Source organism: Ectothiorhodospira shaposhnikovii (assembly GCF_047222355.1).
Taxonomy (GTDB): Bacteria; Pseudomonadota; Gammaproteobacteria; order Ectothiorhodospirales; family Ectothiorhodospiraceae; genus Ectothiorhodospira.
The window spans coordinates 986,158-1,010,090 of the sequence record NZ_CP178333.1 but is presented as its reverse complement, the minus strand read 5'-3'; the positions used below and the strand labels follow the sequence as shown (position 1 = coordinate 1,010,090).

The 23,933-nt window shown below is 66.8% G+C and carries 21 protein-coding genes and 1 riboswitch; of the genes, 7 read left to right on the top strand and 14 right to left on the bottom strand.

Annotated elements, in window-relative coordinates; translation table 11 throughout:
* Position 1: 1 nt before the first annotated feature.
* Genes cbiB through ACLF6L_RS04575 form a run of 3 tightly spaced genes read right to left on the bottom strand, consistent with a single transcriptional unit; the run spans position 2 to position 4,066 of the window.
* A complete protein-coding gene (gene cbiB, locus ACLF6L_RS04585) occupies positions 2 to 925 on the bottom strand; it encodes an adenosylcobinamide-phosphate synthase CbiB (protein WP_412852469.1) in 924 nt (307 codons plus the stop codon).
* On the bottom strand, positions 919 to 2,220 hold the full coding sequence (locus ACLF6L_RS04580) for a cobyrinate a,c-diamide synthase (RefSeq protein WP_412852468.1): 1,302 nt from the start codon (positions 2,218 to 2,220) through the stop codon (positions 919 to 921). The genes cbiB and ACLF6L_RS04580 overlap by 7 nt, the downstream gene beginning before the upstream one ends.
* A 25-nt stretch (positions 2,221 to 2,245) precedes the next feature.
* A complete protein-coding gene (locus tag ACLF6L_RS04575; protein WP_412852467.1) occupies positions 2,246 to 4,066 on the bottom strand; it encodes a TonB-dependent receptor domain-containing protein in 1,821 nt (606 codons plus the stop codon).
* Positions 4,067 to 4,228: 162 nt separating this feature from the next.
* Positions 4,229 to 4,485, bottom strand: a riboswitch (cobalamin riboswitch).
* Between the two features lie 130 nt (positions 4,486 to 4,615).
* On the opposite strand from ACLF6L_RS04575, the gene ACLF6L_RS04570 reads away from it, so the two are divergent.
* The 5 genes from ACLF6L_RS04570 to ACLF6L_RS04550 all read left to right on the top strand — a co-directional run bounded on the left by ACLF6L_RS04570 (position 4,616) and on the right by ACLF6L_RS04550 (position 11,743).
* The gene (locus ACLF6L_RS04570) at positions 4,616 to 5,545 is read left to right on the top strand and encodes a cobalamin-binding protein (protein ID WP_238617533.1); all 930 of its coding nucleotides are present in this window, start codon (positions 4,616 to 4,618) and stop codon (positions 5,543 to 5,545) included.
* Entirely contained in the window at positions 5,542 to 6,510 is a 969-nt protein-coding gene (locus ACLF6L_RS04565; RefSeq protein WP_238617534.1) for a FecCD family ABC transporter permease, read from the top strand. Before ACLF6L_RS04570 ends, ACLF6L_RS04565 begins: the two co-directional genes overlap by 4 nt.
* 1 nt (position 6,511) lies before the next feature.
* Complete coding sequence (locus ACLF6L_RS04560; RefSeq protein ID WP_238617535.1) at positions 6,512 to 7,315, top strand: ABC transporter ATP-binding protein; 804 nt, start codon at positions 6,512 to 6,514, stop codon at positions 7,313 to 7,315.
* A 90-nt stretch (positions 7,316 to 7,405) separates the two neighbouring features.
* A complete protein-coding gene (locus tag ACLF6L_RS04555; RefSeq protein ID WP_238617536.1) occupies positions 7,406 to 8,653 on the top strand; it encodes an efflux RND transporter periplasmic adaptor subunit in 1,248 nt (415 codons plus the stop codon).
* 3 nt (positions 8,654 to 8,656) lie between these two features.
* Entirely contained in the window at positions 8,657 to 11,743 is a 3,087-nt protein-coding gene (locus tag ACLF6L_RS04550) for an efflux RND transporter permease subunit (protein ID WP_412852466.1), read from the top strand.
* A 12-nt stretch (positions 11,744 to 11,755) separates the two neighbouring features.
* On the opposite strand, the gene ACLF6L_RS04545 is transcribed toward ACLF6L_RS04550, so the two are convergent.
* Genes ACLF6L_RS04545 through glyA form a run of 11 tightly spaced genes read right to left on the bottom strand, consistent with a single transcriptional unit; the run spans position 11,756 to position 19,991 of the window.
* Positions 11,756 to 12,406 (bottom strand): TIGR02281 family clan AA aspartic protease, encoded by a 651-nt coding sequence (locus ACLF6L_RS04545; protein ID WP_412852465.1) that lies wholly within the window; start codon positions 12,404 to 12,406, stop codon positions 11,756 to 11,758.
* Positions 12,403 to 12,903 (bottom strand): phosphatidylglycerophosphatase A, encoded by a 501-nt coding sequence (locus ACLF6L_RS04540; protein WP_238617539.1) that lies wholly within the window; start codon positions 12,901 to 12,903, stop codon positions 12,403 to 12,405. The genes ACLF6L_RS04545 and ACLF6L_RS04540 overlap by 4 nt, the downstream gene beginning before the upstream one ends.
* A complete protein-coding gene (thiL, locus tag ACLF6L_RS04535) occupies positions 12,900 to 13,871 on the bottom strand; it encodes a thiamine-phosphate kinase (RefSeq protein ID WP_412852464.1) in 972 nt (323 codons plus the stop codon). Before thiL ends, ACLF6L_RS04540 begins: the two co-directional genes overlap by 4 nt.
* Before the next feature lie 9 nt (positions 13,872 to 13,880).
* Positions 13,881 to 14,324 (bottom strand): transcription antitermination factor NusB, encoded by a 444-nt coding sequence (gene nusB / locus ACLF6L_RS04530; protein WP_412852463.1) that lies wholly within the window; start codon positions 14,322 to 14,324, stop codon positions 13,881 to 13,883.
* Entirely contained in the window at positions 14,321 to 14,803 is a 483-nt protein-coding gene (ribE, locus tag ACLF6L_RS04525) for a 6,7-dimethyl-8-ribityllumazine synthase (protein ID WP_238617542.1), read from the bottom strand. The genes nusB and ribE overlap by 4 nt, the downstream gene beginning before the upstream one ends.
* Before the next feature lie 15 nt (positions 14,804 to 14,818).
* Positions 14,819 to 15,934 (bottom strand): bifunctional 3,4-dihydroxy-2-butanone-4-phosphate synthase/GTP cyclohydrolase II, encoded by a 1,116-nt coding sequence (ribBA, locus tag ACLF6L_RS04520; RefSeq protein WP_238617543.1) that lies wholly within the window; start codon positions 15,932 to 15,934, stop codon positions 14,819 to 14,821.
* A gap of 47 nt (positions 15,935 to 15,981) precedes the next feature.
* Positions 15,982 to 16,317: a DUF3392 domain-containing protein gene (locus ACLF6L_RS04515; RefSeq protein ID WP_238617544.1), complete on the bottom strand. Its 336-nt coding sequence runs from the start codon at positions 16,315 to 16,317 to the stop codon at positions 15,982 to 15,984.
* Between the two features lie 48 nt (positions 16,318 to 16,365).
* On the bottom strand, positions 16,366 to 17,022 hold the full coding sequence (locus ACLF6L_RS04510; protein WP_412852462.1) for a riboflavin synthase: 657 nt from the start codon (positions 17,020 to 17,022) through the stop codon (positions 16,366 to 16,368).
* Positions 17,023 to 17,069: 47 nt separating this feature from the next.
* Positions 17,070 to 18,212 carry a bifunctional diaminohydroxyphosphoribosylaminopyrimidine deaminase/5-amino-6-(5-phosphoribosylamino)uracil reductase RibD gene (gene ribD, locus ACLF6L_RS04505; protein WP_412852461.1) on the bottom strand — a complete coding sequence of 381 codons (1,143 nt, stop codon included), beginning with the start codon at positions 18,210 to 18,212 and terminating at the stop codon, positions 17,070 to 17,072.
* Between the two features lie 9 nt (positions 18,213 to 18,221).
* Complete coding sequence (gene nrdR, locus ACLF6L_RS04500; RefSeq protein ID WP_238617547.1) at positions 18,222 to 18,704, bottom strand: transcriptional regulator NrdR; 483 nt, start codon at positions 18,702 to 18,704, stop codon at positions 18,222 to 18,224.
* Between the two features lie 33 nt (positions 18,705 to 18,737).
* Positions 18,738 to 19,991: a serine hydroxymethyltransferase gene (glyA, locus tag ACLF6L_RS04495; protein ID WP_412852460.1), complete on the bottom strand. Its 1,254-nt coding sequence runs from the start codon at positions 19,989 to 19,991 to the stop codon at positions 18,738 to 18,740.
* 135 nt (positions 19,992 to 20,126) lie between these two features.
* On the opposite strand from glyA, the gene ACLF6L_RS04490 reads away from it, so the two are divergent.
* Both ACLF6L_RS04490 and ACLF6L_RS04485 read left to right on the top strand, forming a co-directional pair.
* Complete coding sequence (locus ACLF6L_RS04490; RefSeq protein WP_238617549.1) at positions 20,127 to 21,098, top strand: TAXI family TRAP transporter solute-binding subunit; 972 nt, start codon at positions 20,127 to 20,129, stop codon at positions 21,096 to 21,098.
* Positions 21,099 to 21,204: 106 nt separating this feature from the next.
* Positions 21,205 to 23,931, top strand: a complete 2,727-nt coding sequence (locus ACLF6L_RS04485; RefSeq protein ID WP_412852459.1) for a TRAP transporter permease — start codon at positions 21,205 to 21,207, stop codon at positions 23,929 to 23,931.
* Positions 23,932 to 23,933: the final 2 nt, after the last annotated feature.

The window sequence follows — 23,933 nt, the reverse complement described above, 5'->3', positions numbered from 1 at the left end:
TTCATGACAAAAAGCCCGTGATAGGGAGAAGATGGCCGATCAGTATCAATAACATGAAGCACGCCAGCCAGATCCCCATCCCCCGTCGGATGAGATCCAGTGCCCGCTGGATGTCCTCGGGCCGGGCCGCCTGCCCCGCCCCCAGATCCGGACGCGGCTCCAGCCGGCCGTGGTAGACCGCCGCCCCGCCCAGACGGATGCCCAGCGCCCCGGCGCCGGCAGCCATCACCGGGCCGGCATTGGGGCTTTTCCAAACCCGTCCCTGCCGTCGCCAGCAGTCAAGGGCGACCCGGGTATGGCCCGCCAGGGCATAGGCCAGAGCGGTCAGGCGCGCCGGGATCCAATTCATCACATCGTCCAGCCGGGCCGCCGCCCAGCCAAAGCGACCATAGCGATCGGTGCGATACCCCCACATGGCATCCAGGGTGTTCACCAGCCGGTAGGCCACCACCCCGGGCGCTCCGGCCACCAGAAACCAGAACACCGGCGCAAACAGGGCATCGTTACCGTTTTCCAGCACGGATTCCAGGGTGGCCTTGCTGATGTCCTGCGCATCCAGGGTTCGGGTATCCCGGCTGACCAGAAAGGCGACCCGCTCGCGGGCCTGGTCAAGATGCCCCTGGGTCAGGGCGTCGGCGATACCCTTGCCGTGTTCGCCCAGGCTGCGCCAGCCGATGGCCAGATAGAGCAGGACCAGTTCGGCCACCCAGCCCCAGGGCGGCAGGGACACCAGCAGGGCCAGCAATACGAACGGGATCACCAGCATCGCCACCAGCCAGGCACCCCGGCGCCGGTCATCCCGATGGAAACGGCGTTCGGCGGCATCCACCAGGGCACCGAAACCCACCAGGGGATGCCAGCGGGGAGGCTCACCCAGGAGCCGGTCCAGCAGCAGCGCGGACAGCAGCAGGACCAGGGTCAGCATGGCCGGTGTCCGCCCAGCAGGTGGCCGATCGCCTCCGGGTTGGAGGGGAAATACAGATGGACATAGCTGGCCGTGACGGGACCGAGGCGATACACCGGCTCCGCCGTGGCTCGCCCGTTGGGGCTGCGGGCATGGGTCAGCGGCTCGATCCTCGCCGTCATGGCGGAATGATGGAAGGTATGTCCCCGCAACGTGCCTTCCGGCAACACGACTTCCTGGGGTCCCAGTCCGGCCAGCCGACCCTGCATCCGTGCCTCCCCCGGCAGCAGACCGGCCATGTCCGCCCCCTGCCCCGCCACATCCGACAATCGCTCCAGCAGATACAGCATGCCGCCGCACTCGGCCAGTATCGGGCGCCCGGCGCTGACGTGGGAAAGCAGGTCCTGTTTCAGCCGCTCATTGGCCGCCAGTGCGGGCAGATGCAACTCCGGATAGCCGCCCGGCAGATAGACCCCGTCGGCCTCGGGCAATCTTTCCCCCGCCACCGGCGAGAAAAAGCACAGCTCCGCGCCCAGTTTGGCAAGCACCTCCAGATTGGCCGGATAAATGAAGGCAAAGGCCGCATCCCGGGCCACCGCGATGCGCCGTCCCGCCAGCAGCCTGGGGGACGGGCTTCGGTCCACCGGCGCGAAGGACACCGGGGGCGGCAATCCACCCACCGTCCACACCAGACGGCCGGCGGCAGCCTCCAGGCGCTGATCCAGATCCTGGATTTCCTCGGCCTGGACCAGCCCCAGATGCCGGCTGGGCAGGGCCGCGTCCGGCGCCTTGGGCAGATAGCCCAGGGCCGTCAGCCCCGGCGGCAGGTCTTCCAGCAGCATCCGATAGTGGCCCTCACTGCTCACCCGATTGGCAAAGACCCCGGCAAACGGCACGTCGGGCCGGAATGTGGACAACCCGTGGGCGATGGCCCCGAAGGTCTGGGCCATGGCGGCACCGCTGATGGAGGCCAGCACGGGAATTCCCAGGGTTCGGGCAATATCCGCCGTGGAAGGGCGACCATCGAACAGGCCCATCACCCCTTCCACCAGGATCAGGTCCGCGTCCCCCGCCGCCTCAAAAAGACGCTGGCGGGCGTCGGCCTCGCCGGTCATCCACATGTCGATGGAATGGACCTCGTGACCGCAGGCCTGGTGGTGAATCATGGGGTCGAGAAAATCCGGTCCGCCTTTGAACACCCGCACCCGCCGCCCCTGGTTGCGGTGATACCGGGCCAGGGCGGCGGTGACCGTGGTCTTGCCCTGCCCGGACGACGGGGCCGTGATCAACAGGGCTGGGCAGTGGCGGGTGTTCATGGTCGTTGCGGGGCGGGCAGGCCCCTCATTGCTGGTAGTTGAGGGTCAGATAAAATGCCCGACCCGGCTGTTCATAATCAATGGCGTTATCACGGGCTGTGGCATAGTCACGGTCGAACACGTTGTTCAGGGTCGCCCGCACCGTCCAGGCCGGATTCACCTGATAAGCGGCCCGCAGATGCACCAACTCGTGACCGGCGATGCGGTCGGTGTTGGCGGCATCATTGTAGCGCCGTCCCTCGGCAATGAGGGTGGTCCCGAAAGACCAGTCCTGCCATTGCCGGTCCAGATCCAGACGCGCGATCTCGTTGGGGCGACGCCGCAGCTCATGACCGGTATGGCGGTTCTCATGATCCAGCAAGGTCAGGGACAGGGTGGCCGACCAGTGGGCATGACGCATCCCCGTCTCCAGTTCCAGGCCACGGATACGCGCCTTTTCCACGTTCTGCGGCTGCCAGAAAAAGCTGCCGGGCACCGGCGCCCACTCGATCAGATCGTCGATGTCAGACTGGAACACCGCCAGATCCGCATGAAAACCACCGGATTGATGACGCAGCCCCAGTTCATAGGTTTCGGAGGATTCCGGTGCCAGGTCCGGATTGCCACTACCGGGCCAGTACAGGTCGTTGAAGGTGGGCGCCTTGAAGGCCGTGCCGCCGCTGGCACGGACCCGCCAGGCATCGGTGATCCGGTAGCCCCAGGCCAGCTGCCCGGTAGTTTCCTTGCCGAAGGCCTCGTTGTCATCCTGCCGCAGACTGCCGGTCAGGGCATGACGCCCCAGGTCCAGCTGGAGCTGGGCGTATACACCCCAGTTGTCCCGCCGGGTCTCGTCATAATTGGTGGAACCACTCACTTTGTCGTCCTGGTAGTCCACCCCTGCCGTGAACAGGTGATCCCCCAGCAGGAGGTCGTTCTGCCAGGCGAACAGATATCGCGTCGTATCGATCCGTGACGAGGCCACCCCATTCTGGAAGGTTTCGTTCTCATCCCGGCTGTGGCTGACGCTCAGTTCACTGAACCAAACCTCGTGGAGCTGCCCCCGGACGCCGATCCGGGAGGCATGATGGACGAAATCAATCCAGTCCCGAGCCGGGTCACCGAAGTCATAATCGGTCTCCCCAAGGGCGTGATGAAAAGAACCGAACAGCTCCAGACCCTCGGTAGCCTGGTGGGACAAACGTCCGGAGACACTGCTGTTGTGGAATCCGTCCCGACCGGAATCCCCCACCCCCCGCTGAACATCGATGCCATCGGTGCCGAAGTGACTGCCGGAGAGGCTGTAGCGGGTCCGGTCCTGGCTGCCGGAAACCCCAAGTCCGTATTCCCGGGTATTGAAGGAACCGGCCCCCATGTGCGCCCGCACCCGGGCCGGGCCGTCACCTTCGCGGGTAAAGATCTGGATCACGCCGCCGATGGCATCGGAACCATAGAGACTGGTTCTGGGTCCGCGAACGATCTCCACCCGCTCGATCTCCGCCGGGGGCAGAAACTGCCAGGAGGCACTGCCCAGGGTGGCGGAGCCCATGCGCACGCCGTCGATCAGCAACAGGGTGTGATCCGAAGCGGCGCCGCGCAGGAACAGGCCGGTGGTCTTGCCGAAGGGACCATTTTGAGACAGGGCAATGCCGGCCCGGGCCGCCAACAGATCCGCGAACGCCTTCGGCTGCAACCGCTCGATCTCTTCACGCTCGATCACGGTCACCGACGCCAGGGTCTGATCCACGGTCTGGGCCGTGCGGGTAGGGGTCACCAGGATGGGATCGAGCCGGGCGATCATTTCCTGGGCAGACAGGGCATGGGGAAGGGCCAGCAGGATCGCTGCCGACAGCAGGGACTTCTTGTGCATGGGGATACTCTCCGGCGCGCCGCCCGCGCGCCATGCGGTCTTGAATCAGGACGGCATGCTGGAGAGCCAGGGGCGCGGGAAACCCGTCCTGGCACACGACCACGAACGGCACTTCCCTACCGGGGAACCCGAAGATATCGAGCCGCGCAAAGCCCTCCGCAATGCCGCGTAAGCGCATCAGGCCGGTCTCCGGGCTCGCGGGCGGGTCATGTACGACCTGGTCAGGGCACCTTCCCACGCTTGCGCGCAGTGGTTGTATCGCCCTGCCGGGGATCCTGGAAACACCATGGACCCCCCACCTCGCCTACCGTTGCGGGGGCAGCGCCGGCATTGTCCATGGCCTTGGGCCATGGTCGCACCGGCTTCCCGTTTCACCGGATGTGTGTCACGCATCCGGCACCTGAAGCGAGGCAGGATAATACGCAACAGGATCATGATTGGCTACCGCCAATGGGTTTTTTTCCGGCAGGATTGACCGCCGGCAACTGCTATGATGCCTGCCTTCAAGACTTGATCACCCACTATCGGCAATCAGCAAGAAAGGCGACGATGCGCGCAAAAAAAGCCCGTTTACCGATGATATCCGGCATTTTATGCCTCACCGCCTGGCTGACCACGGCCACGGCCGACCCCGCCGCGACGACGCCGGTCCAGGTCATCGATGACCGACAGCAGACGGTGTCCCTCGCCGCGCCGGCCGAGCGCATCATCAGCCTGGCCCCCCACATCACCGAGCTTTTGTTTGCCGTGGATGCCGGCAACCGGATCGTGGGCACGGTGAGTTTCAGCGACTACCCGGCGGCGGCAGCGGACATCCCCAGGATCGGCAGCTACAAGCAACTGGACATGGAATCCATCCTGGCCCTGAAACCGGATCTGGTGGTGGCCTGGAGCAGCGGCAACGTCCAGGCCCAGGTGGAGCGCCTGGCCCGGCTGGGGATTCCCATCTACTACAACGACCCCCAGGATTTCGAACAGCTGGCCCTGGCCCTGGAACGCCTGGGCACCCTGGCCGGGCGGGCACCCCAGGGACGGGCAGCGGCCGAGGACTTTCGCCGGGATCTGCGGGCGTTGGAAGCACAATACGGCGACCGGCCCAGGGTGACGGTGTTCTACCAGATCTGGGACCGCCCCCTCATGACCCTCAACGACCGGCACCTGGTCTCCCGCGCCATCGAAATCTGCGGCGGCCACAATCTGTTCGGTGACCTGGAAGCCCTGGTCCCGCGACTGGATCGGGAAGTGGTGCTGGCCGCCGATCCGGAAGCGATCCTGGGGGGCGGCATGGGCGAGGACAGCCCGCACTGGATCGAGGAGTGGCGCCGCTGGCCGACCCTGACCGCCACCGCCCGGGACAATCTGTTCTTCATCCCCCCGTCCCTGCTGCAACGGGCCACGCCGCGCATTCTGGAAGGCACCCGATGGGTCTGCGAGGCCCTGGAAACCGCCCGCGACCGGCGCCCGGAGACCTCCGAGTGAGCCGACCGGCCCTGGTGCTGCCGATCCTGCTGGGGGCCGCCGGCCTGTCCCTGGGCATCGCCGTGGCCCTGGGCAGCGTGCCGCTGACGCCCACCGAGACCCTGGCCGTGCTCACCGGCGGCGGCGAGCCGCTGCACCGGACCCTGATCCTGGAACTGCGCCTGCCCCGCGCCCTGGCGGCCTTTGCCACCGGCGGCCTGCTGGCGGTGGCCGGGGCGCTGATGCAGGTACTGCTGCGCAACCCCCTGGCGGACCCCTATGTGCTGGGGCTGTCCGGCGGCGCGGCGGTGGGGGCGTTGCTGTCCATGCTGGCGGGCCTGGGCATGGCCATGGTATCGGGGGCGGCCTTTGCCGGCGCCCTGTTGTCCACCCTCATCGTCTTCGGCCTGGCCCACGGCACCGGGAGCTGGACACCCACCCGTCTGCTGCTGACCGGGGTGGTGGTGGCGGCGGGCTGGGGTGCCTTCATCAGCTTCCTGCTGGCGATCAGCCCCACCACCGAACTACCGGGGATGCTCTACTGGCTGATGGGGGATCTGTCCCATGCCCACAGCCCCTGGCCGGCCTGGATCGTGCTGGTGGTCGTCGTGCTGGTGGCCATGCCCCTGGGGCGCAGTCTCAACGTACTGGCCCGGGGACCGCTGCAGGCGGCAGCCCTGGGTGTTGCCGTGCGCCCCCTGGAATGGACCCTCTACGGGGTGGCGGCCCTGGTCACGGCAACGGCGGTCACCATGGCGGGCAGCGTGGGTTTCGTGGGTCTGATCGTGCCGCACATGCTGCGTCTGGTGCTGGGCAATGACCAGCGCCTGATCCTGCCGGCCTCGGCCCTGGCCGGCGGCATCCTGCTCACCCTGGCGGACACCCTGGCGCGGACCCTGATCGCCCCCCAGCAGTTGCCGGTGGGCGTGATCACCGCCATGCTGGGCGTCCCGGTGTTCCTGTACCTGCTCTACCGCAGCCGTTGAGATGAGCGACTCCCGACTTCTTCAGCCAGCCCCCGCGCCCCTGCTGACCCTCATGGACCTGGTGGTGGACATCCCCGGCCGGGGCGACGGCGCCCCCCTGAACCTGGACATCCGGGCCGGTCAGTGCTGGGGCATCCTGGGCCCCAACGGGGCCGGCAAGAGCACCCTGTTGCATACCCTGGCCGGTCTGCGACCGCCCCGCCGGGGCACCATCCGGCTCCAGGGCCAGCCCCTGGGGCAACTGCCCCGCCGCCGCGTCGCCCGCCTGCTGGGCATGGTCTTCCAGGATCATCAGGACGGGTTTCCGGCCACGGTGCTGGAAACGGCCCTGATCGGCCGTCATCCCTACCTGCGTCCCTGGGAGATGGAGTCGGCCGAAGACCATCAGGCGGCCCTCAAGGCCCTGCGGCAGGTGGATCTGGCCGGTATGGAAACCCGTCTCATCGCCACCCTCTCCGGCGGCGAGCGCCAGCGCCTGGCCATTGCCACCGCCCTCACCCAGGACCCGCGCATCTTCCTGCTGGACGAGCCCACCAACCATCTGGATCTGCACCATCAGGTGGCGGTACTGGACATCGTCCGCCGTGCCGTGGCCGAGGGACGCAGCGCCGTCCTCACCCTGCACGACGTCAACCTGGCCGCCCGCTACTGCGATCACCTGCTGCTCATGTACCCCGGCGGCGAGGCCTGCTGGGGAACCACCCGGGAGATGCTGGTGCCCAACGCCCTGGAACGCCTCTACGGACAGGCCCTGGTCACCGGCGAGGTGGAAGGCATGCCGGTGTTCTTTCCCCGAACCCGGTAACGTCCGGCCCAAAGACCCAAAAATAAGCAAACACTGAATTACCTCCTCAACCCGGCTACAATGCCGGTTCACCTCAGCCCTCGACCGCCCATGCCCCTGCCTCCCCGCATCAAGCGCTTGCTGCCCCTGATCCTGCTGGCCATCGGTATCGGCGGGTTCGTCCTGCTGCTGATCACCCGGCCTTCCGAACCGCCCCGGCAGGTGGCGGAGCGGGTGTGGCGGGTGACGGCCGAAGAGATCACGCCCCGGACCCTTCCTCCCCAGGTCACGCTCCACGGCCATGTCACCTCGCCCCGGGCGGCCGGCCTGCGCGCCGCGGTGGAAGCGGACGTGGCCCGGGTGCCGGTGGAGGAAGGTCGCCAGGTCCAAGCCGGAGACACCCTGGTGATCCTGGACGACCGGGAACTGGAACTGCTGGTCCGGCAACGGCAGGCGGATCTGGATGACCTGCGGGCACAGCTGCGGGCCCTGGAACGAAGCCACGCCCGGGATCGGGAGGCATTGGACCGGGAACGCACCCTGCTGGCGCTGGCGGAACGGGCCGTGAACCGGGCCCAGGATCTGCTCAATCGCAACCTGGGTTCCCCCGCCACCCTGGAAGAGGCCCAGCGAAACCGGGAGCAGCAGGCCCTGGCCGTGGCCAACCGGCAGCTGGCCCTGGATGATTACGACGCTCGCCGGGAACAGCTGCGGGCACGCATCCGTCGGGCCGAGGCCCAGCTGGCCCAGGCCGCTCTGGATCTGGAGCGCAGCCATGTCCGCGCCCCCTTCGACGGCCGCATCGCCCGCGTCAATGTCGCCCCCGGGGACCGGGTGCGGGTGGGCGACGCCCTGGTGACCCTGTTCGATACCCAGGCCCTGGAGGTGCGCGCCCCCATCCCCGCCGTCCATCTGCCGGCGGTGCGCCAGGCCCTCGACATGGCATCCCCGCCCGTTGCCCAGGCCCGGGTGGATGGCCTGCCCCTGACCCTTGAACTGAGCCGTCTGGCCGGTGAAACCGGGGCCGGCAGTGCCGGCGTGGAAGGGCTGTTCCGGATCGTCTCGGATACCCGGGACGTCCCCCTGGGACGCTTCGTCAGCCTGCGCCTCTCCCTGCCACCAAGAGAGCACGTGGTGGCCCTGCCCTTCGAGGCCCTGTACGGGCTGGATCGCATCTACCGCCTGGAAGACGGACGCATGCAGGGCCTTGCAGTGAGACGGGTGGGCGAATGGGTGGACGAGGACGGTCGCGAACGCATCCTGGTATCCGGCGAGGCCCTGCGAGCGGGTGACCGGATCATCACCACCCGGCTGCCCAATGCCATCGACGGCCTGCGGGTCAGCGCGGAGGCAGACTGATCCATGGCCCGTTCCCGTGGTGTGATCCCCTTCTTCCTGCGGCATCCGGTGGCGGCCAACCTGCTGGTGGCCCTGATGCTGCTGTCCGGCTCCTGGGCGCTGCTCAAGCTCAACACCCAGTTCTTCCCCAACTTCGCCCTGGATTTCGTCACCGTGCAGGTGGCCTGGACCGGCGCCAGCGCGGAAGACGTGGAAACCGGCATCACCATTCCCCTGGAACAGGAACTGCGCACCGTGGACGGTCTGCGCAGCCTCACCTCCACCTCGGCCCTGGGCATCGCCTCCATCACTCTGGAGTTCCAGGCCGGCACCGACATGACCCTGGCCACGGACCAGGTCAAGGACGTGGTGGCCCAGCAACGCAACCTGCCGGAGGCCGCCGAGACACCCATTGTCAACCGCATCATCCGCTACGAGCCCATCGCCCGGCTACTCGTCAGCGGGCCCGATCTGCGTGAACTGCGCCCCCTGGTACGGGAGTTCGAGCGTCAGTTGCTGGACCAGGGGATTGCCCGCATCGACTTTTCCGGCCTGCCGGAAGAGGAGATGGCGATCCAGATTCCCACCGCCCGACTGCTGGATCTGGGCATGACCCTGGGTCAGGTGGGCGAGCGGATCGCCGGTCTCTCCCTTGATCTGCCCGCGGGGATGGTGGGCCGGGACGACAGCGCCCGGCAGCTGCGCAGCCTGGAACAGGGTCGGGAGGAAATAGCCTTTGCCCGCCTGCCCCTGCGCAGCGACGCCGAAGGGGGCCTGATCCTGCTGGGGGATGTGGCCCGGATCGAGCGCAGGATCCGGGACAATCAGGTGCTGGTGCGCTATCAGGGCGAACCCGCGGTGGAAATGTCCCTGCAACGGGCGGAACGGGATGATGCCCTGGACGCCTCCGGCATCCTGCTGGGCTGGCTGGACGAGGCAAAAGAGACGCTACCGCCGGGAGTACAGATCCATGTCTATGACCAGTTCTACGAACCCCTGGTGGAACGCATCGGCCTGCTGCTCAAGAACGGGGCCGGCGGTCTGATCCTGGTACTGGCGATCCTGTTCCTGTTCCTCAACGGCCGCCTGGCCCTGCGGGTGGCCCTGAGCATCCCCGTCTCGTTCACCGCCGCCTTCCTCGCCCTCTGGGCCCTGGGCGGCAGCATCAACATGATGTCCCTGTTCGGCTTCATCATGTCCCTGGGCATCATCGTCGACAATGCCATCGTGGTCAGTGAACATGCCTACACCCAGTACCAACGGGGCATGAACGCGGCCCAGGCGGCCCAGCGCGGTGCCCAGCGCATGATTGCCCCGGTGATCTCCGCCTCGCTCACCACCGTGGCCGCCTTCCTGCCGCTGATGCTCATCGGCGGCATCATCGGCAACATCCTCTTCGACATCCCCCTGGTGGTGATCTGTGTCATCCTGGCCACCCTGCTGATCAGCTTCCTGGTGCTGCCCTTTCACCTCAAGAACAGCCTGGAAAAGGTCAGGCCACCCCGCCCCGGCTCGTTCCGCGACCGCTTCGACAAGCGCTTCGATGCCTTCCGGGAAGGCCCCTTCCGGCGACTGGTCACCCATTCGGTGGAACATGCCGGCATCACCCTGGCGGGCGCGGTGGCGGTCCTGATCCTGGCCATGGGCCTGCTGGTGGGTGGTCGCATCGGTTTCACCTTCTTTCCCGCTCCCGAAGGCACCGTGGTCACGGCCGCCGCCCACTTCGTCGCCGGGACCCCGCCGGAACGGGTGGAACGGTTCCTGGAACATGTGGAGTCCACCCTCCATGACACCGAATCCGAGTTGGGCGGCAACCTGATCCGCAACGTGGTGGTCTCCCTGGGCCGGGGCCTGGACACCGGCGGGCCGGTACAGGCGCCCCGGGGAGACCAGTTCGGCGCCATCCTGGTGGAACTGGTCTCCCCGGACCAGCGGGACGTGCGCAATACCCGATTCATCCGGGAATGGCAGTCACGCATCCAGATGCCACCGGGGATCGAGCTGTTCAGCATCACGGAACGCCAGGCCGGCCCGCCGGGAAGGGACGTGGATATCCGCCTGACCGGGGCGGACCCGGAACGGCTCAAGGCGGCCGGGCTGGAACTGGCCGAGACACTCAACGACTTTCCCGGCGTGTTTGCGGTGGAAGACAACATGCCCTATGGCCGGGAGCAGCTCATCTACCGGCTCCGACCCGAGGGCCTGGCCCTGGGACTGACCACGGAATCCCTCGGTCGTCAGCTGCGTCACGCCTTCGACGGGGCGTTGGCACAGATCTTTCAAGAGGGTCTGGAAGAAGTGGAGGTGCGCGTGATCCTGCCCGACGACGAGCGTCACCACGGCGTCACCCTGGAGCGCTTCACGGTGATCCTGCCGGGCGGGGGCATGGCCCCCCTGGACACGGTGGCCGAGTTCCAGCCGCGCCAGGGCTTCGAAACCCTGCGCCGGGCCGATGGCCGGCTGGCCATTTCCGTATCCGCCGAAGTGGACCGGGCGGTGAACAATGCCGGCCGGGTCCGCGAACAGCTGGCGGCCGACGTACTTCCCGCGCTGGCCGAACGTCATGGGGTGACGTGGTCCTTCGAAGGCCGGGCAGCGGACCAGGCGGAAACCCTGGCGGACATGCGCATGGGTCTGATCTTTGCCCTGGCGCTGATCTATCTCACCCTGGCCTGGGTGTTCGGATCCTACGGCTGGCCGCTGGTGGTCATGGCCATCATCCCCTTCGGCCTGCTGGGCGCCCTGGCCGGGCACTGGCTCCTGGGCATGGAAATGACCATCCTGTCCCTGTTCGGGCTGTTCGGCCTGACCGGTATCGTGGTGAACAACTCCATCATCCTGGTGAGTTTCTATCAGTCCCTGCGCGAGGAAGGCCTGGCCCAGGACGCGGCCATCGTGGAGGCCTCCTGCCAGCGCCTGCGTGCGGTGCTTCTGACCTCGTTCACCACCATCGCGGGACTGGTGCCGCTGTTGTTCGAGCGTTCGGTGCAGGCCCAGTTCCTGATCCCCATGGCGGTATCCATCGTCTTCGGTCTGGCGGTGGCCACGGTGCTGGTCCTGGTGGTGATCCCCGCCTTGCTGGCGGTGCATGAGCGATGGGTGAACCGCTGAACAAGCACTGGGTCAGAAGCGTTGTTCCAGTATCAGCGCCCCACCTTCGTTACGCATGTCCACCTGGTCCAGAAAACTCATGCCCAGCAGGGCCATGCCGGGCTGATTTCCCGGCAGCACGAAGGCCGGGACATTGCGCTGTTCGATCCCGCCCACCCGCACCCGGTCCAGATGAATGCGGTGCGCCCATTCGGTGCCCGAGGCCGTCTGCACCCGAACCTGAGCCCCCCGGGTGTAGTCGAGCCCCAGACGACGGGCTTCCACGGCACTCAGGGCAATGGCCGAGGCGCCGGTGTCCACCAGAAAGGTGACGGCATGGCCGTTGATGGCGCCGGGCGTGGTGAAGCCGCCCGAACTGCCCCGATAGATCCGCGCCTGGCTGATGGCCCGAGGTTGGAATTCCCCGCCGACGCGGCCGTCGATGCCGATCTGACGCTGACGCCCCTCCAGTTCGATGAGCACGGTCCCGCTGCGACTGTCGGTGCTGATCAGGCGCACCCCGGCTTCGGACGTCTCCCCCACCCGCAACACCTGACGCTGCCCGTCCAGGGCCATCACGGCGCGATCGGAAAAGACCCCCATCAAATGAATGTCCACGGCGGCGGCGGGAGCGGCCAGGAGCACCGAAAGCAGGGTCAGCCGGGGGAGATGGCGGGTTCTCATGGGGCGGTGAAGGCAAAGGCCAGTAGCTGCAGCACCACCAGAGCATAGACCCCCGCCAACAGGTCATCCACCATGATGCCAAAACCGCCTTCCACCCGCCGGTCAAGCCACCCGATGGGCCAGGGCTTGAGCACGTCGAAGATCCGGAACAGTACGAAACCCACCAGCACCCAGATCCAGCCCGCCGGCGCGGCGATCATGGTGACCAAAAAACCGGCGAACTCATCCCAGACGATGCCGGGATGGTCATGGACCCCAAGACGCCGTGAGCTCTCGCCGCAGAGCCAGACACCGACGCCGATCACGATCAGGGTGGCCAGCAGGTAGCCCCACAGCGGCAGGCCGGACAACAGTAGATACAGGGGTATGGCGGCCACCGTGCCCGCCGTGCCCGGGGCCTTGGGCGACAGGCCGCTGCCGAAGCCGAAGGCCAGAAAATGCACCGGGTCCGTGAGAACCCGGCGCGGGGGGATGGGGGCGGGCTTGGATGGGCTCATGAGGACTCCGCGATCTGAAAATGGTCATAGCCGCCCCGATCCAGCGACAGCCGGTCACCGGCCGGATCCAGCACCCGTAGCCCCGATTCGGCCTCGATCTCACCGATCTCGGTCACCGGGCAGCCCGTGCCCGCCAGACGCTCATGGACCCGGGGCACCCTCTCGGGAGGTACCGTGAACAGGAGTTCGTAGTCATCGCCTCCCGCCAGGGGCAGGGACCAGTCAATCCCCTCGGCGGGCATGTGGGCCAGAAAGGCGGCCGACAGGGGCAGGTCGGATGTGCGCAGGGTCGCCCCGACCCCGGAGGCCGTCAGGACATGACCCAGGTCCTGACACAGCCCGTCGGAGATGTCGATGCAGGCCGAGGCCAGACCGCGCAGGGCCAATCCGGCCGCCACCCGGGGCGTGGGCCGATCCAGGCGCCGGCGCAGCGGATCGTCGGGATCCAGGGCCTGCCCGGCCAGCATCCGCTGCAACGCCAGCGCCGCATCCCCCGGCGTGCCCGTGACCATGATGCGATCTCCCGGGCGGGCACCCCGACGTCGCAGGGCGGCCCCCACCGGCGCCACCCCCATGATCTGCACCGTGATGGACAAGGGACCACGGGTGGTATCCCCGCCCACCAGTTCCACCCCGTGCTGCCGGGCCAGGTCCAGCAGGCCCCGGGCAAAGGCTCCGAGCCAGTCCGGGTCCTGATCCGGCAGGGTCAGGGCCAAGGTGATCCAGCGGGGCATGGCGCCCATGGCGGCCAGATCGCTCAGGTTCACCGCCAGGGCCTTGTGGCCCACGGCGGACGGGGGCGTCTGCGCGGGAAAGTGAACGCCCCGAATCAGGGTATCCACCGATACCACCAGCTCATGACCCGGCGGCACCCGCAACAGGGCCGCGTCATCCCCCACCCCCAGGATCACGTCCGGATCCCCGGGAGCCTGGGTGAAATGACGACGGATCAGGTCAAATTCCTTCACGGGCAGGCACTAGCGGATCGACACCTGGGCCGCCACCTTGTCGATGACCCCGTTGACGAAGCGGTGTCCCTGCTCCGCGCCGAACTTCTTGGCCAGGGCCACCGCCTCGCTGATGGCCACCTTGTAGGGCACCTCGGGGCAATGCTGCAGTTCATAGGCGGACAGACGCAGGATGGCCCGCTCCACCGGGTCCACCTGTTCCATGGGGCGGTCCAGATGGGGTTCCACCAGAGCGTCGACGGCCTTCACCTGTTCGGTCACCCCCAACAGGATCATGCGGAAGTATTCCCAGTCCGCCTTTTCCATCTCGGGATCTTCCTTGAACTGGGCCAGGATGTCCTTGGGGTGGTAGCCGGTCAACTGCCACTGATACAGGGCCTGCATGACCAGACGCCGGGCATGGCGCCGGGCGTGGGTCAGGCGGCGATGGTCCATGGAATGGGGCTGGTTCATGCTCGAAGCGACCTGATCAGGCTGACCATTTCCAAGGCGCCCAGGGCGGCATCGGCGCCCTTGTTGCCGGCCTTGGTGCCGGCGCGCTCGATGGCCTGCTCGATGGTGTCCGTGGTCAGCACGCCGAAGGAGATGGGCAGACTGTATTCAAGCTGAATCTGAGCCAGGCCCTTGGTGGCCTCGCCCGCCACATAGTCGAAATGGGGGGTGGAACCGCGGATCACGCAGCCCAGGGCGATGATGGCGTCGTACTTGCCGGAATCGGCCATCACCTTGACCGCCAGGGGCAGTTCGTAGGCACCGGGCACCCGGGCCACGGTCAGGTTCGCGGCCGGCACGCCGTGACGCAGCAGGGCGTCCTCGGCCCCTTCCAGCAGGCGCTCGACGATGAAGGCGTTGAAGCGGGACAAGACCAGGCCGACGCGCACGTCGGAGAGGTCGGTGAAGGTCCCTTCATGGGTCTGGATGGCTGAATGCATGGGATCACTCTTGACTTAGTCGTTGACGTATTCGACCACTTCGAGCCCGAAACCACCGAGCCCATGGAAGCGTTTGGGGGAGGACAGCAGGCGCATCTTGCTGATGCCCAGGTCCTTGAGAATCTGGGCGCCGATGCCGTGGGTGCGCAGCTCGGCCGGTTCCTGCTCATCCTGGACCGGCGGGCTGGGCTGGCGGCTGCGCAGGGCCATCTCCCGCAGGCGACGGACCATTTCCCGGGGACTTTCCGGCTTGTGAATGACCACCGCCACCCCGGCCCCTTCCGCCTCGATGCGAGCCAGCGCCGCCCGCAACGGCCAGCCGCAGTTGGGGCCGCGATAGGCCAGGGTATCGCACAGGCCACCTCCCAGATGGACACGCACCAGGGTGGGTGTCTCACCGTCCACCTCGCCCTTGACCAGGGCAAAGTGCAGGGCCTTGTCCACCGTATCCTCATAGGCGATGAGGCGAAACTCGCCGAACTCGGTGGGAAACGGGCTTTCCGCCACCCGCTCCACGCTGCGCTCGTTCTCGATGCGGTAACGGATCAGGTCCTCGATGGTCCCCATCTTCAGGTCATGCTCGGCGGCAAAGCGCTCCAGGTCCGGGCGCCGGGCCATGGAGCCGTCCTCGTTGAGGATCTCGACGATCACCGCCGCCGGCTCGAACCCCGCCAGGCGGGCATAGTCACAGCCGGCCTCGGTATGTCCGGCCCGCACCAGCACCCCACCCGGCTGCGCCATGAGGGGAAAGATGTGTCCGGGCTGGACCAGGTCCTCGGGGCGCGCATTGGGCGCCACCGCGGTACGCACCGTATGGGCGCGATCGTAGGCGGAAATCCCGGTGGTCACCCCTTCCGCCGCCTCGATGGAGACGGTGAAGTTGGTGGCATGCTTGTCGTTGGTATCCCCCACCATCAGCGGCAGCTTGAGCTGACGACAGCGTTCCCGGGTCAGGGTCAAGCAGATAAGGCCACGCCCGAAGCGGGCCATGAAATTGATGTCTTCGGGCCGGGTCAGGGAGGCGATCATGAGCAGATCGCCCTCGTTTTCCCGGTCCTCGTCATCGACGATGATCACCATCCGACCCTGACGCAGGTCTTCGATGATTTCTTCCGTGGTATTGAATGACATGGGCAATCGCCGGCTGGGGTTTGGAGTGGAAATCCGACCGGGTCGGATCACATCTGATGCTTGCGCTCGGCCAGAAAGCCCAGCAATAGGAAGGCACCCACCACCATGGGGGCCAGCCATCGGGTGTCCACCATGAGCATGGCATCGGCCAGCATGGGGGTGAGGAAGACGGTCAGGGCGCCGTAGCCGAAGGCACACATGAGGACGAAGCCCAGCAGACGGACCAGACGATGATAGGCGCGCAGGATCATCTTCACCACGCGATTGATATCGTTGCCGTAGATCACCAGCACCGTGGCCACGAAGGCCAGTGCAATCTGGCCCACATGGCCACGCACCCAGTTCCCCGCCTGCAGCAGGGTATCATCCAGCCATTCCATCATGGGTCATCCCCCCCTGATTCGAGATCACATCGTGCACAGGCACCGAGCTTATTTCAGAAAGCCGTGCTCGGCCAGAAAGGCCTCGCTGATGGCACTGCCGGAGCGGGCGGCCCCGTCTCCCAGCAGCAGACGCTCCAGGTAACGGGCAATCACGTCCACCTCGATGTTCACCCCGGTACCCACCCGATAGGTCCGGATGATGGTCTCCTGCTGGGTGTGGGGGACGATATTGACGCTGAACCGTGCCCCATCCACCGTATTCACGGTCAGGCTGGTGCCGTCGATGCACACCGATCCCTTGGGCGCGATGTAACGGGCCAGTTCGTCCGGCACCTGCACATGATAGCGCCAGGAGCGGCCATCGGGCTCGATGGCGGTAATCCGGCCCAGGCCATCCACATGGCCGCTGACCAGATGGCCGCCCAGGGGCGTGGACAGAGTCAGCGCCTTCTCCAGGTTCACCGGGTCACCGTGCGAGAGATTCCCCAGAGAGGTTCTGGACAGGGTCTCGCGGGAGACGTCGGCGACGAAGCCGTCGCCGGGCAGGGCCACGGCGGTCAGACACACACCGTTGACGGCAATGCTGTCGCCCAGTCTCACATCGGACAGGTCCAACTTGCCGGTACCCAGGGTCAGGCGGCTGTCTCCGCCCCGGGCCTCAACAGCGGACAGGGTGCCGACGGCCTGAATGATACCTGTGAACATGTCGGGATCTCGGGTTGATGATTGTCGATTGCGCCGGGGTGGGTCGATCAGCGACCCTCGTCCCCCGCGCCCGGACCGACGACACGGGCCGTGATTCGCCAGTCCCTGCCCACGGCCCGCATGTCGCTGACGTCCAGTGCCACGCGATCCGCCATTCGCCCCAGGGGCAGGTCGAACAGCCCCCGTGCCGTGGCGCCCATCAGATGGGGTGCCAGGTAGATCACCAGTTCATCCACCAGACCGGCCCCGAGCAGGGCACCGCACAAGACCGGCCCGGCCTCCACATGCAGTTCATTGACCTGATGCCGGGCCAGCACGTTCATCACGGCGGGCAGATCCAGGTGCCCCCGGGAGACGGTCACGGCCTCGACCCGGGCGTTGACATCGGCCAGATCCCGGGTTTGACGGGCCAGCGCCTCGGGGTCGGTCAAGACCAGCACCGGACCCTCGGTCTGAAACAGGCGGGCGGCGGCGGTCAGCCGGCCCTCCCGGTCCAGCACCACCCGCAAGGGCTGGCGCACCGGTCCGTCCACGTCCAGGGCCTCGGCCGACAGGCGGACATCCAGGCGGGGATCATCGGCCCGTACCGTACCCATCCCGGTCAGGATGGCGGAGGCACGGGCCCGCAGAAACTGTACATCCCGCCGCGCCGCCTCGCCGGTGATCCAGCGGCTCTCGCCGGAGGCCATGGCGGTACGACCGTCCAGACTGGCCGCCAGCTTGACCCGGACCCAGGGTCGCCCCCGCTCCATCCGGCTGACGAAGCCGGGGTTGAGGGCGCGTGCCTCCGATTCCATCAGGCCCACGGCCACCGCCACGCCCGCCTCCCGCAGCCGTTCCAGTCCCCGACCGGCCACCAGGGGGTTGGGGTCGGTCATAGCCGCCACCACCCGCCCCACGCCGGCCCGGAGCAAAGCATCCACACACGGCGGGGTTCGGCCATGATGGCTGCAAGGTTCCAGGGTCACATAGGCCGTGGCGCCCCGGGCCGCCTCGCCGGCATGGGCCAGGGCCAGGACCTCCGCATGGGGTTCGCCGGCCCGCACATGAAAGCCCTCCCCCAGCACATGACCATCCCGGGCCACCACACACCCCACCCGGGGATTGGGATCGGTGGTGTAAAGCCCGCGGCGAGCCAGTTGCAGGGCCCGCCCCATGAGCCGATGATCCCGGCTGGTAAACGGCGCCATGACCATCGGTCAGGCGGTCGAACCACCGCCGTCCGGTGGCGGTTCCCGCTCCAGGCGCTCCACCATCTCGCGGAACGCCTGGACATCGGCAAAACTCAGATAGACCGAGGCAAAACGGATGTAGGCCACCTGGTCCAGTTCCTTGAGGGCTTCCATCACCCAGTCGCCGATACGCTTGGCCGGAATCTCCCGCTCCCCCTGACTCAGGGCCTGATGCTTGATCCGTGCCACCGCGGCCTCGATCTGGTCCGTGGCCACCGGGCGCTTTTCCAGCGCATGCATCATGCCCGCCCGCAACTTGGCTTCGGCAAAGGGCTCTCGGCTACCGTCGCGCTTGATCACCCGCGGCAAATTCAGCTCCGCCCCTTCGAAGGTGGTGAAGCGTTCGCCGCAGGAGACGCACTCCCGGCGCCGCCGGACCTGATCCCCCTCGCCCGCGAGGCGGGAATCCACCACGCGGGTATCGGGGGCGCCGCAGAAAGGGCATTTCATGGTGACATCATCCCGGGCTGCCCCGATGCGGCCTCAGCGACCATACACCGGGAAACGGGCGCAGACATCCAGCACCCGGGCCTTGACCTGGTCGATCACGGCCTGGTTGTCCAGATCGTCCAGCACGTCGCAGATCCACTGGGCCAGCGCCTTGCACTCGGCCTCCTTGAAGCCGCGGGTGGTGATGGCCGGGGTGCCGATGCGCAGACCGCTGGTGACGAAGGGGGACTGGGGATCGTTGGGCACCGAGTTCTTGTTCACGGTGATGTTGGCCCGACCCAGTGCCGCGTCCGCGTCCTTGCCGGTCATGCCCTTGTCGATCAGGTCCACCAGGAACAGGTGGTTGTCGGTACCGCCGGAAACCACCTTGTAGCCCCGGGCCATGAGCTCGGCCGCCATCACGCGGGCATTGGCCACCACCTGCTGCTGATAGGCCTTGAAGCCGGGCTCCAGGGCTTCCTTGAAGGCCACGGCCTTGCCGGCGATGGCGTGCATCAGCGGACCACCCTGAGTGCCGGGGAAGACCAGGGAATTGAATTTCTTTTCCAGCTCCGGATTGCTCCGGGCCAGGATGATGCCGCCGCGGGGACCGCGCAGGGTCTTGTGGGTGGTGGAAGTGGTCACATCGGCGATCTGCACCGGATTGGGATAGACCCCGCCGGCCACCAGACCGGCCACGTGGGCCATGTCCACCATCAGGTAGGCACCCACGGTGTCGGCGATGTCACGGAAGCGTTGCCAGTCCACCACCCGGGAATAGGCGGAGAAACCGGCCACGATCATCTTCGGCTTGTGTTCCACCGCCAGGGCTTCCACCTGGTCGTAGTCGATGTAGCCCTGATCGTCGATGCCGTAGAGCACCGAATGGTAGATCTTGCCGGAGAAGTTGACCTTGGCGCCGTGGGTAAGATGGCCGCCATGGGCCAGGCTCATGCCCAGCACCGTATCACCGGGGTTGAGCAGGGCCATGTAGACGGCGGCATTGGCCTGGGAGCCGGAATGGGGCTGGACGTTGACGTAGTCGGCACCGAACAGGGTCTTGGCGCGGTCGATGGCCAGCTGTTCGGCCGTATCCACGTATTCACAGCCACCATAGTAGCGCTTGCCGGGGTATCCTTCGGCATACTTGTTGGTGAGTACCGAGCCCTGGGCCTGCATCACCCGGGGGCTGGCATAGTTCTCCGAGGCGATCAGCTCGATATGCTCTTCCTGACGACGGGACTCGGACTCGATGGCCTGCCAAAGCTCATCGTCATAGCCGGCGATACTCATGTTGCTGGAAAACATTTCGGGTTACTCCCCGCAAAGCGATTGATCAGGCGTTCGAAAAAGGCTTGAATGTTACTGGATTTTGCCTTTCCACGCACGCAAAAAACCCATGAACAGGAGTCAGGTTCACAGCTGCCTTCAGGAGAAAAACCCATGCGCAAGCACATGACAGGAATGGCCTTGACCGCGGTACTGGCCGGCCTCGCGGCCCTGCCCGCCGCGGCCGACCAGCGTTTCATCACCATCGGCACCGGCGGCGTCACCGGTGTCTATTATCCCACCGGCCAGCACATCTGCCGGCTGGTCAACCGGGACCAGGACAGCCATGGCCTGCGCTGCCGAGCCCAGAGCACTGGTGGTTCGGTGTTCAACCTCAACTCCATCCGTGCCGGCGAGATGGACCTTGGGGTGGTGCAGTCGGACTGGCAGTACCATGCCTATCATGGTTCCGAGCGTTTCGAGGAAGCCGGGCCGGACGAGAGCCTGCGGGCCGTCATGTCCCTGCACCCGGAGCCATTCACGGTGCTGGTGCGGGCGGACAGCGATATCCGGCATTTCGAAGACATCAAGGGCAAGCGGGTCAATGTGGGTAATCCGGGGTCCGGGCAGCGGGGCACGGTGGAAATGCTGATGCAGCATTACGGCTGGACGATGCAGGATTTCGCCCTCGCCTCGGAACTGCCGTCCCGGGAGCAGGGACAGGCCTTGTGCGACAACCGGATCGACGTGGTGCTGTTCACGGTGGGTCACCCGTCGGCGGCCATCCAGGAGCCCATCGTCACCTGCAACGCCCGCCTGGTGCCGGTCAGTGGCGAGGTGATTGATCGTCTGGTGGAGGACACCCCCTACTACTTCAGCGCCACCATCCCGGCGGGGATGTATCCGGGGCAGGACGAGGACGTGGAGACCTTCGGCGTGGGCGCCACCCTGGTCTCCTCCACCCGCAGTTCGGAGTCTGCCATCTATCATGTGACCCGGGCGGTGTTTGAAAACTTCGACACCTTCAAGGGCATGCACCCGGCCTTCGGCGTACTGGAGAAAGAGGCCATGGTGAGTCAAGGCCTGTCGGCGCCGCTGCATGAGGGGGCCAGGCGGTATTACCGGGAAGCGGGGCTGATGGACTGAGACCTTCCCTATCCCCCCTTCTCCCCGCCAAGACGCTCCCCTCACCCCAACCCCTCTCCCGCAAGGGGAGAGGGGCTATTTCAGGCGCTGACCGGACAAAATACCCGTGAACAACCCGGACACTTCCAGCATCGACCTGGCCGGTCAGGTGGAAACCGGCGGTCGCAAACCCGGACCACCGGTCCGGGCGCTGCTCTATGTCACCGCCCTGGCCTGGTCGCTGTTCCAGATCTGGATCGCCTCACCCCTGCCCTTCTGGTTCGACATTTTCGTCGTCTCCGAAACCCAGGCCCGGTCCATCCACCTGGCCTTCGCCGTCTTCCTCGCCTTCATCGCCTTCCCCGCCGTCAGCCCCATGGCCAGGCATCGCCCCCTGGCGGGCATCTTCTTCCTGCTGCTGGCCGCCGGCCTGTTCGGCCTGGCCCTGTACCAGTTCATCCAGGACATCCCCAGGGCCTGGGTCTTCGCCGCCACCGGCGGCGCCGTCCTGCTGGCCGCCTGGCCGTCCCTGCGCCCCGCCCCGGCCGAGCGCGTGCCGGTGGCCGACTGGCTACTGGGGGGCATCGCCGCCTTCTGCGCCGCCTACCTGTTCCTGTTCCACCAGGAACTGGCACAGCGCCCCGGCGCACCCACTCCCCTGGACCTGGCCATCGCCGGCTGCGGCATGGCTTTGCTGCTGGAAGCCACCCGCCGGGTGCTGGGGCCGGCCCTGATGATCATTGCCCTGGTATTCCTGCTCTACACCTTCGCCGGCCCCTGGATGCCCGACATGATCGCCCACCGGGGGGCGTCCTTCGCCCGCGCCATGTCCCAGCAATGGCTTTCCAACGAAGGGGTCTTCGGCATTGCCCTGGGGGTCTCCACCAGCTTCGTCTTCCTGTTTGTGCTGTTCGGTGCCCTGCTGGAAAAAGCCGGTGCCGGCGGCTATTTCATTCGCGTGGCCTTCGCCCTGCTGGGCCACCTGCGGGGTGGCCCGGCCAAGGCCGCCGTGGTGGCCTCCGGCATGACCGGCGTGGTGTCCGGTTCTTCCATCGCCAACGTGGTCACCACCGGCACCTTCACCGTGCCCCTCATGAAACGGGTGGGCTTCCCCGCCCACAAGGCCGGGGCGGTGGAAGTGAGCAGTTCGGTCAACGGACAGCTCATGCCGCCGGTCATGGGGGCCGCCGCCTTTCTCATGGTGGAATACGTGGGCATCCCCTACGTGGAGGTGGTCAAGCACGCCTTCCTGCCGGCGGTGATCGCTTACATCGCCCTGTTCTACATCGTTCACCTGGAAGCCATGAAGGCCGGCATGGAAGGACTGCCCAGGCGCCATGAAAGCACCTGGCAGCGCCGCCTGCTCGGTTTCGGCCTGACCGTCTCGGGGCTGTTCATCCTGGCCGGCGTCACCTACTACGGCCTGGGCTGGATCAAGACCGTGACCGGCGACGCTTCCACATGGGTGATCGGCACGCTGGTGATGGCCGCCTACCTGGGTCTGCTCTGGATCGCCTGCCGGGTACCGGAGCCCCCCATGGTGGACGAGGGACATCTGGAACTGCCGGATCCCGGACCCACCCTGCAGGCGGGACTGCACTACCTGCTGCCGGTGGTGGTGCTGGTGTGGTGTCTGGTGGTGGAACGGCTCTCCCCCGGCCTGTCGGCGTTCTGGGCGGTGGTATTCATGATCTTCATCATGGTGACCCAGCGGCCGCTGATGGTGCTGTTCGGGCGCCGACAGGACAATGCCTTCCTGCGGGGTTTCAAGGACCTGGCCGACGGCATGGTGCAGGGCGCCCGCAACATGGTGGGCATCGGTGTGGCCACCGCCGCCGCCGGGATCATCGTCGGCACCGTGGCCATGACCGGCATCGGCCTGGCCATGACCGACCTGGTGGAATTCCTTTCCGGCGGCAACCTGATGCTCATGCTGCTGCTCACCGCCGTCATCTGCCTGGTGCTGGGCCTGGGTCTGCCCACCACCGCCAATTACATCATCGTCGCCACCCTGATGGCCCCGGTGATCGTGGAACTGGGCTCCATGCACGGCCTGCTGATCCCGCTGATCGCCGCCCACCTGTTCGTGTTCTATTTCGGCATCATGGCCGACGTCACCCCGCCGGTGGGCCTGGCCTCCTTCGCCGCCGCCGCGGTCTCCCGCGCCGACCCGATCCGTACCGGGGTGCAGGCCTTCATCTACAGCCTGCGGACCGTGACCCTGCCCTTTTTGTTCGTGTTCAACACCCAACTCCTGCTCATCGGCGTGGACAGTCTCTGGCAGCTTCTGATCACCTTCATGGGCGCGCTCATCGGCATCCTGATGTTTGCCGCCGCCACCCAGGGCTGGTTCCTGACCCGCAGCCGCTTGCACGAATCCGTACTCCTGCTGGCGGCGGCCCTGGTGATGTTCGCCCCCAACCTGCTCATGGATCGCATCCACCCCCGCTATGACCACCTGCCCGCCGCCGAGATCCAGGCGGTGGCCGAGGCCACCGCGGGCGGGGGACAACTGCGGCTACGGGTGGAAGGCATGGATCTGGACGGTCGGGAAGTGACCCGGGCCGTGATGCTGCCGCTGGGCGAACCGGCCCCGGCAACCCAGCGCCTGCGCCAGGCCGGCCTGGGCATCATGGCCTTCGGTGATCAAGTGAGTATCAGTTTCGTCTCCTTCGGCAGCCCGGCGGAACGCCTGGGACTGGAACCCGGCTGGCAGATCACCGAAGTGATGGTACCCGCCAGCCGGCCGGCTCCCGAATGGTTCTACCTGCCCGCCCTGGCCCTGCTGGGCCTGATCGCCTGGCGGCAGCATCGCCGTCGGGATCCTGCCGCCCCAATGTCCACCCCGAGGTGATC